This is a genomic window from Streptomyces sp. Ru71 (genome assembly GCF_002920535.1).
Classification (GTDB): Bacteria; Actinomycetota; Actinomycetes; order Streptomycetales; family Streptomycetaceae; genus Streptomyces.
On the sequence record NZ_PQSS01000002.1, the window covers coordinates 256,243 to 271,134 of the forward strand.

Here is a 14,892-nt window from a genome sequence, read left to right on the forward strand (position 1 = left end):
AAGCCGCCCTGGGAACTCCGGTGCTCCCTGGGCGGCTTCGGCTGGGGTCCACAGCCCTACTGCTGGTCGGGACGCTCGCGGTTCATGCCGAGCCTTTCCTCGGCCTGCCGCTGGGCGGCGTCGACCTGGCTCTCGTACTTCCCGCCGGTCTTGTCGTTGACCATCTTTTCGCCGGCGTCGGACATCTGCTTGGCCTTGTCCTGCGCCTGCTTGTTCTGGCGGAACCTGTCCAAGAGGCCCATGCGGACGCTCCTTCCGGTGAGAACTCCCTTCCGACGATACGCCGGGAGTGCGAAGGATGCCCAGATAAGCCCAGTTGGTCTGAACCTCTGTTCGGTTACGGTGTGTACACGGCGGGCGGGCGGGAAGACTCGCCCGTGCGGGGCGGAACCGGTCGGAGCAAGGGGAGGGACGCACCGTGAGGTGTCTGAGGGGCGGGATCGCGGTCGCCGCCGCGGTGGTGCTGGGTGTGACGGGCTGTACGCAGCAGACGGACGGTTCCTCCGGACCCGAGGGGTCCGCCGGCGACGGGCACGCGGTCAGCCCGCTGGACAATCCCGACGGCACCAAACCCGGGCTGGCGCCCGTCACCTCCGCCGCCGACCGCTTTGAGGCCCGCGCGCTCATCGGGAAGGTGGCGACCAAGGGCCGCGGCCCGAAGACGGGCTATGAGCGGGCCGAGTTCGGCTACGCCTGGATGGACTCCGTACCGGGTGACGTCCCCTACGCCCACAACGGCTGCGACACCCGCAACGACCTGCTGAAGCGGGACGGCGAGAACCTCCGCTTCCGCAAGGGCTCCAACTGCGTGGTCGTCGCCCTCACCCTGCACGACCCCTACACCGGCAAGACCATCGAGTGGACCAAGTCCCGTGCGACGACGGTGCAGATCGACCACGTCATGCCGCTGTCGTACGACTGGCAGATGGGTGCCTCGCGCTGGGCCAAGGACAAGCGCGAGGCCATCGCCAACGACCCGCTCAACCTGATCCCGGTGGACGGCCCCACCAACGGCGCCAAGAGCGACTCCGGCCCGGCGACCTGGCTGCCGCCGGACAAGCGCGTCCGGTGCGCCTACGCGGTGCGCTTCGCACAGGTGTCGCTGAAGTACGCGCTGCCGGTGACCGCGGCCGACAAGCAGATGATGCTGCGTCAGTGCGGCTGAGGGGTGCGGGCCGTGCCCGCACCCCTCTCCTCCCCCCCTCGGGCGGCCGGTCAGGAGGCCTGGCCGGCCTTCTTCAGCGAGGCCGCCAGGTGCGTCGCGACCTTCTTCGCCGCGGCCGCGCCGTTGTCGGAACCGGCGGTGGACATCACGGTGGCGACGGTGCTGCCCACCCGGGTGGCGATCAGCGTGCTGCCGTTCTCCCAGGAGCCGCTGGTCAGCGTGATGACGTAGGCCTCGTCCCCCAGCCCGTCCGCGGCCTTGCCCTTGACCCGCACCTTGACGTGGTCGGCGGTGTCCGTGAAGGTCGCGCACTCGGCGGCCACCTCGCGCACCCGCTGCAGCACCGTCCGGGCGGTGGTGCCCTGGAAGGCGTCCACCTCCTCGGCGATCTCCTCCGTCTGGTCCTGGTTGGCGTAGTCGTCCTGCGCGAACGACACGCCGCCCTTGTAGCCGGTCACGTCCAGCCAGGCGGTGTTCTCCAGCTTGGTGCAGTCCGTCTTGGCGGTGGAGCGGCTGCTCGGCGCGAGGTAGTCGCCGCCGCTGTCCGCCGCGCCGTCGGCGACCGGGGTGAGCCCGGCCGGGAAGACGGACGCCGGGGTCAGGAGCTGCTTGAGCTGCGTGCCCGTCGGCAGGCCGGCGTTGGGGTCCTTGGCCTTCGCCGGTGCGGCGGAGGCGGCCGGCTTGTCGTCGGCCTTGTCCTGCCCGGACTGGCAGCCGGTCAGGGCCGCCGCGGTCGCGGTGACCAGGCAGAGGGCGGTTGCGGCGAGAGCGGTGCGACGCATGGGGGTTCCTTGGTGGAGATGGTGGGTGATGGGTCCGGTGTGGGGGGGGTCCGGAACTCCGGCCGGGTCAGCCGGTCTTCTTCCAGTCCTTGCAGCCGGAGGTCTTGAAGTAGGCGTCCGAGGCGCTGATGGTCACCACGGCCGAGCCGGACACGTTGTTGTTCGCGATGATCGAGTCGACCGAGTGGCCGGCGTCCTTGGTGCGCTCCCAGTAGCAGGAGTCGTCGGTGTTGCCGGTGGAGCGGTAGGTGCCGGGCGCGATGTCGGCGCCCACCTTGAACATGCCGCCGTCGCCCTTCATCGCGGTGGCGGGCGTGCCCTTGGCCCCCGCGTCCACGGCCTCCCAGTCGTGGCAGCCGGTGGACTTGAACAGCTTGTCGCCGGGCTTGACGGTGACGTAACTGGCGCCGGTGACGTTGTCGTTGGCCAGGATGGAGTCCGTCTCGCCGGAGGCGTCCTTGGCCCGCTCCCAGTAGCACATGCCGTCGGCGTTGCCGGTGGTGCGGTAGGTGCCGGGCTTGATGTCCGAGCCGACCTGGAACTCGCCGTCCCCGTCGAACGCGGCCTTCTTCTCCTCGGCGGCCTCGGCCGTGCCCTTGTCCTCGCCCGCGCCCGGCTTCTGTCCGGCGGAGGCCGACGACCCCGTACCGCCGGCCGGCTTGTCGCCGTCGCCGCCGTCGTTGCCGGCGTTCATCGAGACGGCCCCGATGACGACGAACCCCACGACGGCGCCCAGCGCGACCTTGCCCTTCATGCCCATGGCTGTGTCCCCCCTCGGACGATGTGACCGCCCCCTTGTGGGCGGCCGTTCGTTCGCTGGGTCAATAAGAGCATGAGCTGTGAACCGAGTCAACACGGTTCACAGGGTGGGTTGCGTACACGCCTGTGAAGGGTCGGATCTTGCATTCCTCGGTATCCTCAGCGACACACGGGTGGCCGTACGGGGCGGTCACCCAGCGCGGACGAGGGGAGCGCGGCCGGTGCGGGACAAGGCGGCAGACCACGCCATGAGCGGGGCGGGCAGGCGGGCGGCAGCGCCCTCCACAGCGGCGGGCCACGCCACCGACAGCGCCACCGAGGTGACCGCCGCCGGCATCGCGCGCCTCGCGGGCGTCGGCCGGGCCGCCGTCAGCAACTGGCGGCGCCGGCACGCCGACTTCCCCAAGCCCGTCGGCGGCACCGAGACCAGCCCCTCCTTCGCCCTGGCCGAGGTCGAGACCTGGCTGCGCCGCCAGGGCAAACTCGCCGAGGTCCCGCTGCGCGAACGCGTCTGGCAGCAGCTCGCCGGCCACCCCGAGGGCCCGGTCACCGCCCTGATCCACGCCGGCTGCGTCCTGCTGCTCATCCACGACCGCCCCACCGTCTGGCTGGAGGCGAGCGCCGGCTCCGACGAACGCCTGGCCGCCCTACTGCCCTCCGCCCTGGAGCAGGTCCTCACCCCGCGCCTCACCGGCCCGCACGACCCGGCGCCCGCCGTGCGCACCCCCACCGGCCCCCAGCTCATGCCCTCCGTGCCCCTGCTGCGGCACACCGCCGAACTCGCCGCCGAACTCGGGGCACGGCAGACCTTCGAGTTCCTGCTCGGCCGTCATCTCGACGCCAACCCGCGCCAGTACACGCTCACCCCCGCCGAGCTGGCCTCCCTCATGGCCGACCTCGCCCCCGACGCGGCCACCGTCCTCGACCCGGCCTGCGGCACCGGCGCTCTGCTGCGCGCCCTGGCGCCGCGCCCCGGCCGGCAGCTGTACGCCCAGGACAGCGCGCCCGACCTGGCCGCGCTCACCGCGCTGCGGCTCGCCCTGCACTCCCCGGCCGCCGTGCACGCCGCCGCCGGCGACACCCTGCGCGCCGACGCCCATCCGGCCCTGCGCGCCGACGCCGTGCTGTGCCATCCGCCGTTCAACGAGCGCAACTGGGGCCACGACGAACTCGCCTACGACCCGCGCTGGGAGTACGGCTTCCCGGCCCGCGCCGAGTCCGAACTGGCCTGGGTCCAGCACGCGCTCGCCCGGCTGAGGGACGGCGGCACCGCCGTCCTGCTGATGCCGCCCGCCACCGCCTCCCGCCGCTCCGGCCGCCGTATCCGCGCCGACCTGCTGCGGCGCGGCGCGCTGCGCGCCGTGATCGCGCTGCCGGTGGGCGCGGCACCGCCGTACAACATCCCGCTGCACCTGTGGCTGCTGCGCCGGCCCACCGGCGTGGCCGCGCAGCCCGAGGTGCTGCTCGCCGACGCCGGGCAGTTCGCGGGGGAGGGGCGCGGCGGGCCCGACTGGCACGCCGTACGGGAGGCGGTGCTCGACGCCTGGGCCGCCTTCGAACGCGCGGGCACCCTGGAGGAACGGCCCGGTCTGGCCCGCTCCCTGCCCGTCATCGACCTCCTGGACGACGACGTGGACCTGGCGCCCGCCCGCCATCTGCCGCCCGCGACGCCGGCCGACGGCGCGGGGGCGCTCACGGCGGTGCGCGAACGCCTCGGCGAGACCCTGCGTCTGACCGGGGAGCTCACGCCCGCGCCCGTCGACGCGCCCCGGCGTGGGCGCTGGCCGCTCACCACCGTCGGTGAACTCGCCCGCGGCGGCGCCCTGGAGATGCGCACCGGCGGCACCGGCGGCCCCACCCGCGTGCGGGTCCTCACCGACCACGACGTGCTCGCCGGGACCGCCCCCTCCGGCTCCCTGCCGGAGAGCGACGAGGAGGCCGTACTGACACAGCCGGGCGACGTGGTGGTGCCGGTGCTCGGCGGCGGCGCGGTGGCCCGTGTCATCGACGACGCCACCCAGGGCGCAGCGCTGGGCCGCAACCTCGTCCTGCTGCGCCCCGACCGGACCGCGCTCGACCCCTGGTTCCTGGCCGGTTTCCTGCGCGGCACCGCCAACAACCGCCAGGCCAGCAGCTACGCCTCCACCGCCACCCGGCTCGACGTGCGCCGCCTGCAACTGCCCCGGCTGCCGCTGGAGGAACAGCGGCGCTACGGCGATCGGTTCCGGGCTCTGGAGGAGTTCGAACGGGCCCTGCGGCACGCGAGCCGGCTCGGCGAGCAGCTCGTGCGCGGCATGTACGACGGGCTGACGGACGGGACGGTCGCCCCCGAGTGATCAGTGTGACAACGGTTCGGTACAACACGTGACGTGTTGTCCGTGTCGGCCTATACGCTCGGAGCCGGTACGACGTTCATCCGCATCAGGCCTTCAGGAGAGCAGCCATGCAGGGCCACGGCTACGCCCCGCCCCCGTCCCGTCGCCCCTCGACCGGGGTGCTGGTCCTGCTGCGCGTGATCTTCGTGGCGGTGGCGGTCCTCAGCATCGGCTTCCTGGCCTGGGTCGCGCCGCTGCGCACGGCGATCGTGACCCGCAAGCGCGGCGACTGGTGGATCTTCGCCGGCTCGCTGGCCGTCCTGGCGTTCAGTTTCAGCCTGCTCGCCACCGACCACACCGACGACTTCAGCACGCCCCAGGGCAACGCGGGCATGATCGTCCTGCTGCTCAACATGGCGGCGTGCGTCGCGTACTACCTGTACGCCGACATACGCCACTTCCGGCCCTATGCCGCCGGGTACGCGCACCCCAGTGCCACGACCGTGCACAGCCCGTACGGCTATCCGCAGCCGGCGCCGCCGTACATGACGCCCGGCACGGTGCCGCGGACCCCCGCCCCCGTCACCCCGCCGCCCCCGCCGCAGCGCCCCGCCCCGGCCCGGATCGACCAGGTGCGCGCCGAACTCGACGAGCTCAGCGACTACCTGCGCCGCCAGGACGGACACGGCGAGGGCGGAAGGTGAGCGTGGCGACAGGACGCATGGTCGCCGGCCGCTACGAACTGGCCACCCTGCTGGGCCAGGGCGGCATGGGCCAGGTGTGGACGGCCTACGACCGCCGGCTGGACCGGCGGGTGGCCGTGAAGCTGCTGCGCCCCGACAAGGTCGCCGGGCAGGAGGCGGACGAACTGCGCCGCCGCTTCGTGCGCGAGTGCCGGGTCACCGCGCAGGTCGACCACCCCGGCCTGGTCACCGTGCACGACGCGGGCAGCGAGGGCGAGGAGCTGTTCCTCGTCATGCAGTACGTCGACGGCGCCGACCTGTCCGACCACCTCGCCGAGCACGACCCCTACCCGTGGCAGTGGGCGGTCGCGGTGGCCGCGCAGCTGTGCGCCGTGCTCAGCGCCGTGCACGCCGTGCCGATCGTCCACCGCGACCTCAAGCCGCGCAACGTGATGGTGAAGCAGGACGGCACGGTCACTGTGCTCGACCTGGGCGTGGCCTCCGTGATGGACACCGACACCACACGGCTGACGCACACCGGCTCCCCCATCGGCTCGCCCGCCTACATGGCCCCCGAGCAGGCGATGGGCGGCGCGGTCGGCCCGTACACCGACCTGTACGCGCTCGGTGTGCTGCTGCACGAACTGCTCAGCGGCAACGTGCCGTTCGCCGGCTCCACCGCGCTCGGCGTGCTGCACCGGCACCTGTACGAGCCGCCGGTGCCGGTGCGCCGTATCCGCCCCGAGGTCCCCGAGGCGCTGGAGTCGCTGGTGCTGCGGCTGCTCGCCAAGGACCCGCAGCACCGGCCCGCCTCCGCGCAGCAGGTCTACGAGGAGCTGGCGCCGCTGCTGCCCGCGCGCGGCATGCCCAGCGGGGCACCGCTGGACCCCACCCGCCCCTTCCTGCGGCCGCACGCCCCCTGGCCGGACCGCGCCCGCACCCCCGCGCCCCAGCCGTCACCCACCACCACTCCCGCCGCCGGCAAGCCCGATGTCGCCGCCGCCGTCGACGAGGTCAAGCGGCTCCTCGGACAGGGCCGCATCACCCAGGCCGTCGACATCCTCGGCGCGATCCTGCCCGTCGCCGCCGAGGAGCACGGCACGCACTCCCCGGTCGTACGCACGCTGCGCAAGCAGTACGCCGCCACGCTCATGGACGACGGCCAGTACCGGCGGGCGCTGCCCGAACTGCGCCGCCTGGCCGACGAGCGCGCCGCCGAGGCCGGCGCGTCCGACCCGCAGTCCCTGCGCTTCCGCTACGACGCCGCCCAGTGCCTGGAGCAGCTCGGCGAACCGGCGGCGGCACTGGCCGAGTACCGGGCGCTGCTGCCGTACTACGAGAACCAGTACGTCGCCGGCGACCCCGCGCTCGCGCACGAACTGCGCCGCCGCATCGGCCATCTGCTGCTCGCCCTCGGCGACCGGCCCGCCGCCCACGACACCCTGATGCGCCTGCTGCACGACGTGGAGCGGCTGCACGGCCCCGGCCACCCGCTCGCCACGGACGTACGGCGGACCCTGCAGTGGCTCGGACAGGTGCGCGGATAGCCTTTGCCGTGCCTTGGGCGATCTTTGCCGCGGGCGAGAGTCCGGGTTTCCGAAAGCGCGGCGCGGCCCCGGTTACCGTACGAGCCGCTCTAGCCGTCGTGTGAATCAAGGGGTGGGGTCGGCGTGGCCGGTCATCGTCAGTCGAAGAAGCGCAGATACGTCACCTGGGCGGTGACGGGCGCCGCCGTCGTCGCCGGGGCCGGCATCGCCGCCCAGCAGTCCATGGCGGCCACCACCTGGCCCGCGCAGCGGACGTTCACCGGCCGGGCGTTCGACACCTGCACCGCGCCCTCGCTCAGCGCGATGAAGGCCTGGCGTGCCGACGGCTACTACGGCGGCGCCGCCGTCTACGTCGGCGGCCGGAACCGCGGCTGCGGCCAGCCCAACCTCACCGCGTCCTGGGTGAAGTCGGTCAACGCCCAGGGCTGGAAGCTCATCCCGATCTACGTCGGCGCGCAGCCCCCCTGCCAGACCAGCCGCAACCCGGAGAAGCTGACCGCCGCCACGGCCGCCTCCCTCGGCGCGAGCGACGCGCAGGACGCGGTGGCCAAGGCGTCCGCGCTCGGCATGAAGGCCGGCAGCGCGGTCTACCTCGACATGGAGCCGTACGACATCACGAACAAGGCGTGCAACGACGCCGTGCTGACGTACGTGCGCGCGTTCACGAAGGGGCTGCGGGCCAAGACCTACCGGGCCGGGTTCTACGGCTTCAGCAGCTCCAGCGCCAAGGCGATCGCCACGGCCACGAACAAGACGGACCTGCCGGGCAACCTCTGGTACGCGCTGTGGGACAAGAAGGAGACCACCACCGCGGACTGGCCGTGGGGCGCGACCCAGTTCACCAACCACAGCCGCGGCCACCAGTACCAGGTGAACAGCAAGGAGACCCGCCGCGGCTACACGATCACCGTGGACCGGGACGCCTGGGACGCGCCGGTGGCCATCGTCGGCTGACGACCTTCCCCGGCGGGCGCGCGCGGCGGTGCCCGAAGTGGCGGTGAATCGTTGGTCGAATGGGTTGGCCTCAGCTGCCCCACTGCCTACCATCGATCACCGCAAGACTTTGTGCACCGTCGCACAATCTCCTCGGGAGGTTCCCCTTGCACCGCCGCCGTCGCACCGCGCTCCTGCTGTCCGCCGCGATCGCCGCGGCGCCCCTGCTCACCGCCTGCGGAAGCGACTCGCATCCCGGCGCCGCGGCCGTCGTCGGCGGCCAGAAGATCACCGTCTCCCAGCTGGAGAACCGGGTGAACGAGGTCCGCTCGGCGCAGCGCGCGGCGGCGGGTGACCAGGCGAACTACGCCCGGGTGGTCGCCGGCACCGGCAGTCTCACCCGGCAGACCCTGCACGGCATGCTCCTGGACGAGGTGCTGCACCGCGCCGCGCAGGACGCGGGCGTCTCCGTCACCCGCCGTGACGTGCAGGAACTGCGCGCGGGCGTGGAGCAGCAGCTCGGCGGCGCGAAGGCCCTGGAGGCGGCCTGGCTGCGCGAGTACGGCATCCCGCCGCAGCGCGTCGACGACAACCTGCGCCTGCAGGCCGAGGCCCAGAAGCTCGCCGCGAAGCTGGGCACGAGCACGGACCAGCCCGCCTTCTGGAAGGCCCTGTCCAAGGCGTCGGAGGAACTGGGCGTGGACGTCAACCCGCGCTACGGCGCATGGGACGTCCAGAAGGTCGGCAGGGTCGACGTGAAGACCCCGTGGGTCCGCGAGGTCACGGCGACGACGCAGCAGCAGCCGACGTAACGGGACCTCCCGGCCGACGGCGAGGCATCCAACCAAGGGGCGCGGGGAACTGCGCGACCAGCCACAGACAACCCGCGCCCGCCCGCCCCCAGGCACCCCCCGAGCTGGTGGGCGGTACGTTCGAAGCGTGAACACCGCAAACCCCGGCCGCATCGTCCTGCTCACCACCAGCCACAGAGTCGCCCCGGGCCTCCTCTCCTGGCCCGCCTGGAAGGCACTCCGCGAGGCCGACAGGGTGCTGTGCGCCGACGACACCCACCCCCAGCTCCCCTACCTCCGCGAGGCCGGCGTCGACGTCGAGGTGACCGCCGCGACCGCCGAGGAACTCCTCGCCGCCTGCGAAGGCGACCGCACGGTCGTCGTCGTGGCGAGCGGCGAGGGCGAACCCGCGCTGACCGACGGCCTGGCACGGCTCGCCGGCTCCGGCCGCGTCAGCATGCCGGAGCTGGAGCTGCTGCCCGCCTCCTACGACCTGCCCGGCGCCCGCCTCCTGGACCTCGTGCAGGTCATGGACCGTATCCGCGCCGCCTGCCCGTGGTCCTCGCGGCAGACCCACGAGGGCCTGGCGAAGTACGCCATGGAGGAGGCGTACGAGCTGGTCGAGGCGATCGAGGACGGCGACCGCGACGAGCTGCGCGAGGAACTGGGCGACGTCCTGCTCCAGGTGGTCTTCCACGCCCGGATCGCCCAGGAGGACGCCGAGGCGCCCTTCTCCATCGACGACGTGGCCGGCGGTATCGTCGCCAAGCTCATCCACCGCCACCCGCACGTCTTCGGGGACGCCACCGCCACCACCCCCGAGGAGGTCAAGGAGCACTGGCTGCGCACCAAGGCGCAGGAGAAGCGGCGTGCCTCCGTCACCGAGGGCATCCCGCTGCACCAGCCCGCCCTCTCCCTCGCAGCCAAGCTCGCCGCCCGCGCCCGTACGGCCGGCCTGGACGTGGAGCTGCCGCAGGGCGACGGCATCGGCTACCGGCTGCTCACGCTCGCCGCCGGCGCCGAGGCGGAGGGCGTCGACCCCGAGACGTCCCTGCGCGCGGCGGCCCGCGCCTACCGGGACGCGATCCGCGAGGCCGAGGGCGTCGCCCCGGACGAGGTGTCCGCCGGCCTCACCCCCCACCGCGACGCGGAGGCCCACCCGGAGCCGGATACCGTCGAGGAGTGAGTGACCAGCCCGCTGACCGGCCCGCCGCGCGGCACCCCGCCGGCCCCGCCCCCGAACTCTTCACCTGGGAGTTCGCCACCGACCCCTACCCCGCCTACGCCTGGCTGCGCGAGCACGAACCCGTGCGCCGCACCCGGCTGCCCAGCGGGGTGGAGGCCTGGCTGGTCACCCGGTACGCCGACGCCCGCCAGGCCCTCGCCGACCAGCGTCTGAGCAAGAACCCGGCGCACCACGACGAGCCGGCGCACGCCAAGGGCAAGACCGGCATCCCCGGGGAGCGCAAGGCGGAGCTGATGACGCACCTGCTGAACATCGACCCGCCGGACCACACCCGGCTGCGCCGGCTGGTCAGCAAGGCGTTCACGCCACGCCGCGTCGCCGAGTTCGCGCCCCGGGTGCAGGAGCTGACCGACCACCTCATCGACCGGTTCGCCGAGCGCGGCTCCGCCGACCTCATCCACGAGTTCGCCTTCCCGCTGCCCATCTACGCCATCTGCGACCTGCTCGGCGTCCCGCGCGAGGACCAGGACGACTTCCGGGACTGGGCGGGCATGATGATCCGGCACGGCGGCGGGCCGAGGGGCGGGGTCGCCCGGTCGGTGAAGAAGATGCGCGGCTACCTCGCCGAGCTGATCCACCGGAAGCGGCAGGCGCTGCCCGCCGAACCGGCTCCCGGCGAGGACCTCATCTCGGGTCTGATCCGCGCCTCCGACCACGGTGAGCACCTCACCGAGAACGAGGCCGCCGCCATGGCCTTCATCCTGCTGTTCGCCGGCTTCGAGACGACCGTGAACCTGATCGGCAACGGCACCTACGCCCTGCTCACCCACCCCGGGCAGCGCCGGCGGCTGCAGGAGTCGCTGGCCGCGCGGGACACCGCGCTGCTGGAGACGGGCGTGGAGGAGCTGCTGCGCTACGACGGCCCGGTGGAGCTGGCGACCTGGCGGTTCGCCACCGAGCCGCTCACCATCGGCGGGCAGGACATCGCACCGGGCGACCCCGTCCTCGTCGTCCTGGCCGCCGCCGACCGCGACCCCGCGCGCTTCCCCGAACCCGATGTGCTGGACCTCGCCCGCCGCGACAACCAGCACCTCGGCTACGGCCACGGCATCCACTACTGCCTCGGCGCCCCGCTGGCCCGCCTGGAGGGCCAGACCGCGCTGGCCACGCTGCTCACCCGGCTGCCGGACCTGCGGCTCGCGGCCGACCCGGCCGAGCTGCGCTGGCGCGGCGGGCTCATCATGCGGGGTCTGCGCACCCTGCCGGTGGAGTTCACCCCGGTGCGCGGCTGAGGGACCGTCAGTAGTCCAGCGACGCGTACCAGTCCCCGCGCCCGCCCGGCGTCAGGTCCAGCAGGTGCCAGACGGGGTTGAGCAGGTCGATGCCGCGTTCCCGGATGTCGTCGGCCATGCGCGGATGGGCGGAGTAGAAGTGGCGGACCGTGCCGTCGCCGTCCCGGGTGAAGACGGAGACGGTGGAGTCCTGCGCCCCGTCCTCGTCCTCGCTGCCCAGGTCGTACTTGAAGGTGCTGTCCCCGCAGCTGAGCAGGCGCAGCCGGGACCAGCCGCGGTCGCGGGCGTGCGCGCGCAGGGCGGCGGGGCCGGCGGCCGCGGCGACGACGAAGTCGGCGTTCTGCGCGAGGTGGCGGGCGACGCCGTCGAAGCCGTCGATCCACAGGGTGCACATCGGGCAGGGGCTGGTCTGCTGCTTGCCGTACATGAAGTGGTAGACGACGAGCGCCCGGTCCGGGCCGGTGAACAGCTCGCTCAGCCGGACCTCGCGGACGGGTTCGTCGCCGGCGTCGAGGTCCGCGGGACCCTCCAGGAAGACGTAGTCCTCGACCTCGGGCCCGGGTGGCAGCGCCCTGCGCCGTGCCGCGACCTGCTCGCGGTGGCGCATCAGCTCGATCTCGGCGAGGCGGAGTTCTTCGCGGGCGGCGAGGTACTCGGCGGATTCGCCGGACAGTCGGGTGTGCCGGTGCAACGCGTCCTCCTGGCTGGGAAGCCCCCCAGGTCATGTAGGACTCATGGTGTATCTGACGTGCCGTCGACACAAAGATGACACACCTTCAACTTTGTGATCTTCACGTGATCTGCGCGGCATGAACTTGTGACTGGAGATCGTCAGCCGATACGTTCACTCGTCAGCGTGACACCGAGCCCCTCAGGCGTCGCGCCGTCACTGCTGTCTCGCGAAAGGTCACCGCATGCTCTCCGGGAACGGTCGTCACCGTCGCCCCCGTCAGGCTCCGGCCCTCCTCGTCGCGGCCGGAGTGACCGGCTCCGCGGTCGCCATCCCGCTGCTCGGCGCCGCGAGCGCGCACGCGGCGGACGGCACCACGTGGGACAAGGTGGCCCAGTGCGAGAGCGGCGGGCGCTGGAGCGACAACCCCGGCATCGGGCTGTACGGCGGCCTGCACCTGTCGCAGGACGACTGGGAGAGCCACGGCGGCCTGGAGTACGCGGCCCGGCCGGACCTCGCCAGCCGCTCGCAGCAGATAGCCGTCGCCGAGAAGATCCTCGCGGACGAGGGCGTCAGCCGCTGGACGCTGTGCGCGCTGAGTTCGGGGCTGTCCGGGGACTCCTCCTCGGCGGACGTCGACACGGGTGTGCCGGGCGACACGGCGAGCGCCGGCTCGGCCTCCGCGGGTGCGACCGCCGGCTCCTCCGGTTCCGCCTCGGGATCCTCCGAGTCGTCCGGAACCTCTGAAAGCTCCGGTACCTCCGGTTCGGTGGACTCGCCCGGCTTGTCCGACTCCTCCGGGACGCCCTCGGACGCCGCGACCACGCCTCCCTCCCAGACGCCCTCCACGGGCGCCACCGGGCAGCCCTCTGACGGCCCGTCGTCCACCACCCCGCCCGCGAGCGGTACGGCCGTGCCCGGCGCTTCCGCCAGCCCGGACCCGGTCGCGACACCGCCGTCCGGCAGCCCCTCCACGGGTGCCCCAAACAGCGACGATCCGGACAACCTGCAGCAGATCGTCGGTTCTTCGGACCTCGTCGACACCGGCGCCCTCGGCGGCACCGGCCGCCATCGCGGCGCCAGCGCGGAGGAGGGTGCGGCCGACGTGAGCGCGGCGCCCGCCGCCGGCCGGCACGCCTCGCGCTACACCGTGCGCACCGGGGACAGCCTCACCTCCATCGCCGACTCCCTTGGCGTCGAGGGCGGGTGGCGCGCGCTGTACGAGGAGAACAAGGAAGCGATCGGTGCCGACCCGAGCAGTATCGTGCCCGGTCAGACGCTGGTTGTCGGGGGCGAAACGGGCGAAAAGTAGCGGGAGTTGACGCCCGGTTTTGAGACTGATGTCCGGTTTGGTGAAAGTGTGGGATGAGTCTCAGAAGCCGTGATCGTCTTTGAAATTCCGCCGAACGCCTGTCTACGGTCATGACCGCTCGCCACCGCGAGCCCCGGCCGGCCGCAACGCCGAATCCTGCCAGCGGCCGCACGGGAACAGTCGTCGCGTACACGCGCCGCAGGCAGGAGCGGGGGACCCAAGGTAAGTGCCGTACCCGGCGGTTGAGCCGGAGCGGCTAGGGGTGGAGCCACGCCTCCCAGGGGGAGGGGTGGCCGGGCAACTCAACCGGCCCGAACCCGACAGCTCACCTCGCAGGCGTCGGTGAGGGGATCCACCATGCTGTTTACCGGCAAGGGCAAGCACCGTCGTCCGTCCAAGGCCACTCGCGCCCTCGCGCTCGCCGGTGTCACCGGCGCCGCCGTCGCCGCTCCGCTGATGGCGGCCGGCAACGCCTCCGCCGCCACCGCCGCCGAGTGGGACGCCGTCGCCCAGTGCGAGTCCGGCGGCAACTGGTCCATCAACACCGGCAACGGCTACTACGGCGGTCTGCAGTTCTCCGCCTCCACCTGGGCCGCGTACGGCGGCACCGCGTACGCCTCCACCGCCGACAAGGCCACCAAGGCGCAGCAGATCGAGATCGCCGAGAAGGTCCTCGCCGCACAGGGCAAGGGCGCCTGGCCGGTGTGCGGTACGGGTCTGTCGAGCACCCCGTACAGCGGCGGCTCCACCGCGAGCACGACCACCCGCTCCACCGAGCAGCAGAGCGCTTCGCGCTCCGCCGAGCGCCCGGCGGCGAAGACCCAGAAGTCCACGAAGACGGTCACCACGCCGACCGGCAAGAAGGTCAAGAAGGGCGACGGCGAGTACAAGGTCGTCAAGGGCGACACCCTGAGCACCATCGCCGAGAAGCACCACGTGCAGGGCGGCTGGAAGAAGCTCTTCGACCTGAACAAGGACATCGTCGAGGACGCCGACCTCATCTACCCGGGCCAGCAGCTCCACCTGAAGTAACCCCCACGATCCCCCCGCCCCGGCGCGTGTTCCCCCGTACGCACCGGGGCGGGGCTCTGTCCGGGCGGGTGGGGCGAGGCCGCCTCGGCGGCAGATGTCGGGCGGGGCAGCGTCGGGGTGGGCGAGGCGGCCCCCGGCGGGCGGCTCGCCTCCGACGGCGGGCGGTGAGGGAGCGAAACGCCCTGGCCCCCCGATGCCCTCGCCCCGGCGCCCCGCCCCCAACGCCCCGGCGCCGACGCCTCTGTCCCCGGCGCCTCCGTCCCCACAATCCCCCCGCCCCGGTGCGCGTTCCCCCGTGCGCGCCGGGGCGGGGTCTCTTCGGCCCACCCTGCGGGTCGCGGGGCGGGGTGAGGGTGTGCCGGCGGCGGACGTACCGCGTCGGCGTGGCGGGGCCGCGTCGGGGTGGGCGTGGCGGGTCCCGGCGC

The 14,892-nt window shown here is 73.0% G+C and carries 14 protein-coding genes and 1 riboswitch; of the genes, 10 read left to right on the forward strand and 4 right to left on the reverse strand.

Annotated features, from left to right (window positions below; translation table 11 throughout):
- Positions 1-56: 56 nt before the first annotated feature.
- Positions 57-242 carry an antitoxin gene (locus C3489_RS02410; protein WP_103779299.1) on the reverse strand — a complete coding sequence of 62 codons (186 nt, stop codon included), beginning with the start codon at positions 240-242 and terminating at the stop codon, positions 57-59.
- 176 nt (positions 243-418) lie between these two features.
- On the opposite strand from C3489_RS02410, the gene C3489_RS02415 reads away from it, so the two are divergent.
- On the forward strand, positions 419-1,165 hold the full coding sequence (locus C3489_RS02415; protein WP_103779301.1) for an HNH endonuclease family protein: 747 nt from the start codon (positions 419-421) through the stop codon (positions 1,163-1,165).
- A 50-nt stretch (positions 1,166-1,215) separates the two neighbouring features.
- Here C3489_RS02415 and C3489_RS02420 read toward each other — a convergent pair whose 3' ends face one another.
- Together C3489_RS02420 and C3489_RS02425 are read right to left on the reverse strand one after the other, a co-directional pair.
- On the reverse strand, positions 1,216-1,947 hold the full coding sequence (locus C3489_RS02420) for a hypothetical protein (protein WP_103779303.1): 732 nt from the start codon (positions 1,945-1,947) through the stop codon (positions 1,216-1,218).
- 67 nt (positions 1,948-2,014) lie between these two features.
- Positions 2,015-2,707 carry a hypothetical protein gene (locus tag C3489_RS02425; protein ID WP_103779305.1) on the reverse strand — a complete coding sequence of 231 codons (693 nt, stop codon included), beginning with the start codon at positions 2,705-2,707 and terminating at the stop codon, positions 2,015-2,017.
- Between the two features lie 247 nt (positions 2,708-2,954).
- On the opposite strand from C3489_RS02425, the gene C3489_RS02430 reads away from it, so the two are divergent.
- The 7 genes from C3489_RS02430 (at position 2,955) to C3489_RS02460 (ending at position 11,453) form a co-directional block, all read left to right on the forward strand.
- Positions 2,955-5,042, forward strand: coding sequence for an N-6 DNA methylase (locus C3489_RS02430; RefSeq protein WP_103779359.1), 2,088 nt, complete (start codon positions 2,955-2,957; stop codon positions 5,040-5,042).
- A gap of 107 nt (positions 5,043-5,149) precedes the next feature.
- Positions 5,150-5,725 (forward strand): hypothetical protein, encoded by a 576-nt coding sequence (locus C3489_RS02435; protein WP_103779307.1) that lies wholly within the window; start codon positions 5,150-5,152, stop codon positions 5,723-5,725.
- Between the two features lie 17 nt (positions 5,726-5,742).
- Positions 5,743-7,251 (forward strand): serine/threonine-protein kinase, encoded by a 1,509-nt coding sequence (locus tag C3489_RS02440; RefSeq protein ID WP_181139466.1) that lies wholly within the window; start codon positions 5,743-5,745, stop codon positions 7,249-7,251.
- 123 nt (positions 7,252-7,374) lie between these two features.
- On the forward strand, positions 7,375-8,205 hold the full coding sequence (locus C3489_RS02445; protein WP_103779311.1) for a glycoside hydrolase domain-containing protein: 831 nt from the start codon (positions 7,375-7,377) through the stop codon (positions 8,203-8,205).
- A gap of 146 nt (positions 8,206-8,351) precedes the next feature.
- Positions 8,352-8,996, forward strand: a complete 645-nt coding sequence (locus C3489_RS02450) for a SurA N-terminal domain-containing protein (protein ID WP_103779313.1) — start codon at positions 8,352-8,354, stop codon at positions 8,994-8,996.
- A gap of 127 nt (positions 8,997-9,123) precedes the next feature.
- The gene (locus C3489_RS02455) at positions 9,124-10,161 is read left to right on the forward strand and encodes a nucleoside triphosphate pyrophosphohydrolase (RefSeq protein ID WP_103779315.1); all 1,038 of its coding nucleotides are present in this window, start codon (positions 9,124-9,126) and stop codon (positions 10,159-10,161) included.
- A complete protein-coding gene (locus C3489_RS02460; protein WP_103779317.1) occupies positions 10,158-11,453 on the forward strand; it encodes a cytochrome P450 in 1,296 nt (431 codons plus the stop codon). The genes C3489_RS02455 and C3489_RS02460 overlap by 4 nt, the downstream gene beginning before the upstream one ends.
- A gap of 7 nt (positions 11,454-11,460) precedes the next feature.
- On the opposite strand, the gene C3489_RS02465 is transcribed toward C3489_RS02460, so the two are convergent.
- Entirely contained in the window at positions 11,461-12,144 is a 684-nt protein-coding gene (locus C3489_RS02465; RefSeq protein WP_103779319.1) for a DUF899 family protein, read from the reverse strand.
- Between the two features lie 223 nt (positions 12,145-12,367).
- Here C3489_RS02465 and C3489_RS02470 point away from each other — a divergent pair, with 223 nt between their 5' ends.
- Positions 12,368-13,435, forward strand: coding sequence for a transglycosylase family protein (locus C3489_RS02470; RefSeq protein ID WP_103779321.1), 1,068 nt, complete (start codon positions 12,368-12,370; stop codon positions 13,433-13,435).
- 184 nt (positions 13,436-13,619) lie between these two features.
- Positions 13,620-13,789: riboswitch (cyclic di-AMP (ydaO/yuaA leader) on the forward strand.
- A 3-nt stretch (positions 13,790-13,792) separates the two neighbouring features.
- Positions 13,793-14,467, forward strand: coding sequence for a transglycosylase family protein (locus C3489_RS02475; RefSeq protein WP_103779323.1), 675 nt, complete (start codon positions 13,793-13,795; stop codon positions 14,465-14,467).
- Positions 14,468-14,892 lie beyond the last annotated feature (425 nt).

What these genes read in the sequence shown, in the direction of transcription:
- C3489_RS02410 (WP_103779299.1), bottom strand. Translation starts at nt 242, where the DNA reads ATGGGCCTCTTGGACAGGTTCCGCCAGAACAAGCAGGCGCAGGACAAG.
- C3489_RS02420 (WP_103779303.1), bottom strand. Translation starts at nt 1,947, where the DNA reads ATGCGTCGCACCGCTCTCGCCGCAACCGCCCTCTGCCTGGTCACCGCG.
- C3489_RS02425 (WP_103779305.1), bottom strand. Translation starts at nt 2,707, where the DNA reads ATGGGCATGAAGGGCAAGGTCGCGCTGGGCGCCGTCGTGGGGTTCGTC.
- C3489_RS02430 (WP_103779359.1), top strand. Translation starts at nt 2,955, where the DNA reads ATGAGCGGGGCGGGCAGGCGGGCGGCAGCGCCCTCCACAGCGGCGGGC.
- C3489_RS02435 (WP_103779307.1), top strand. Translation starts at nt 5,150, where the DNA reads ATGCAGGGCCACGGCTACGCCCCGCCCCCGTCCCGTCGCCCCTCGACC.
- C3489_RS02440 (WP_181139466.1), top strand. Translation starts at nt 5,743, where the DNA reads ATGGTCGCCGGCCGCTACGAACTGGCCACCCTGCTGGGCCAGGGCGGC.
- C3489_RS02470 (WP_103779321.1), top strand. Translation starts at nt 12,368, where the DNA reads ATGCTCTCCGGGAACGGTCGTCACCGTCGCCCCCGTCAGGCTCCGGCC.
- C3489_RS02475 (WP_103779323.1), top strand. Translation starts at nt 13,793, where the DNA reads ATGCTGTTTACCGGCAAGGGCAAGCACCGTCGTCCGTCCAAGGCCACT.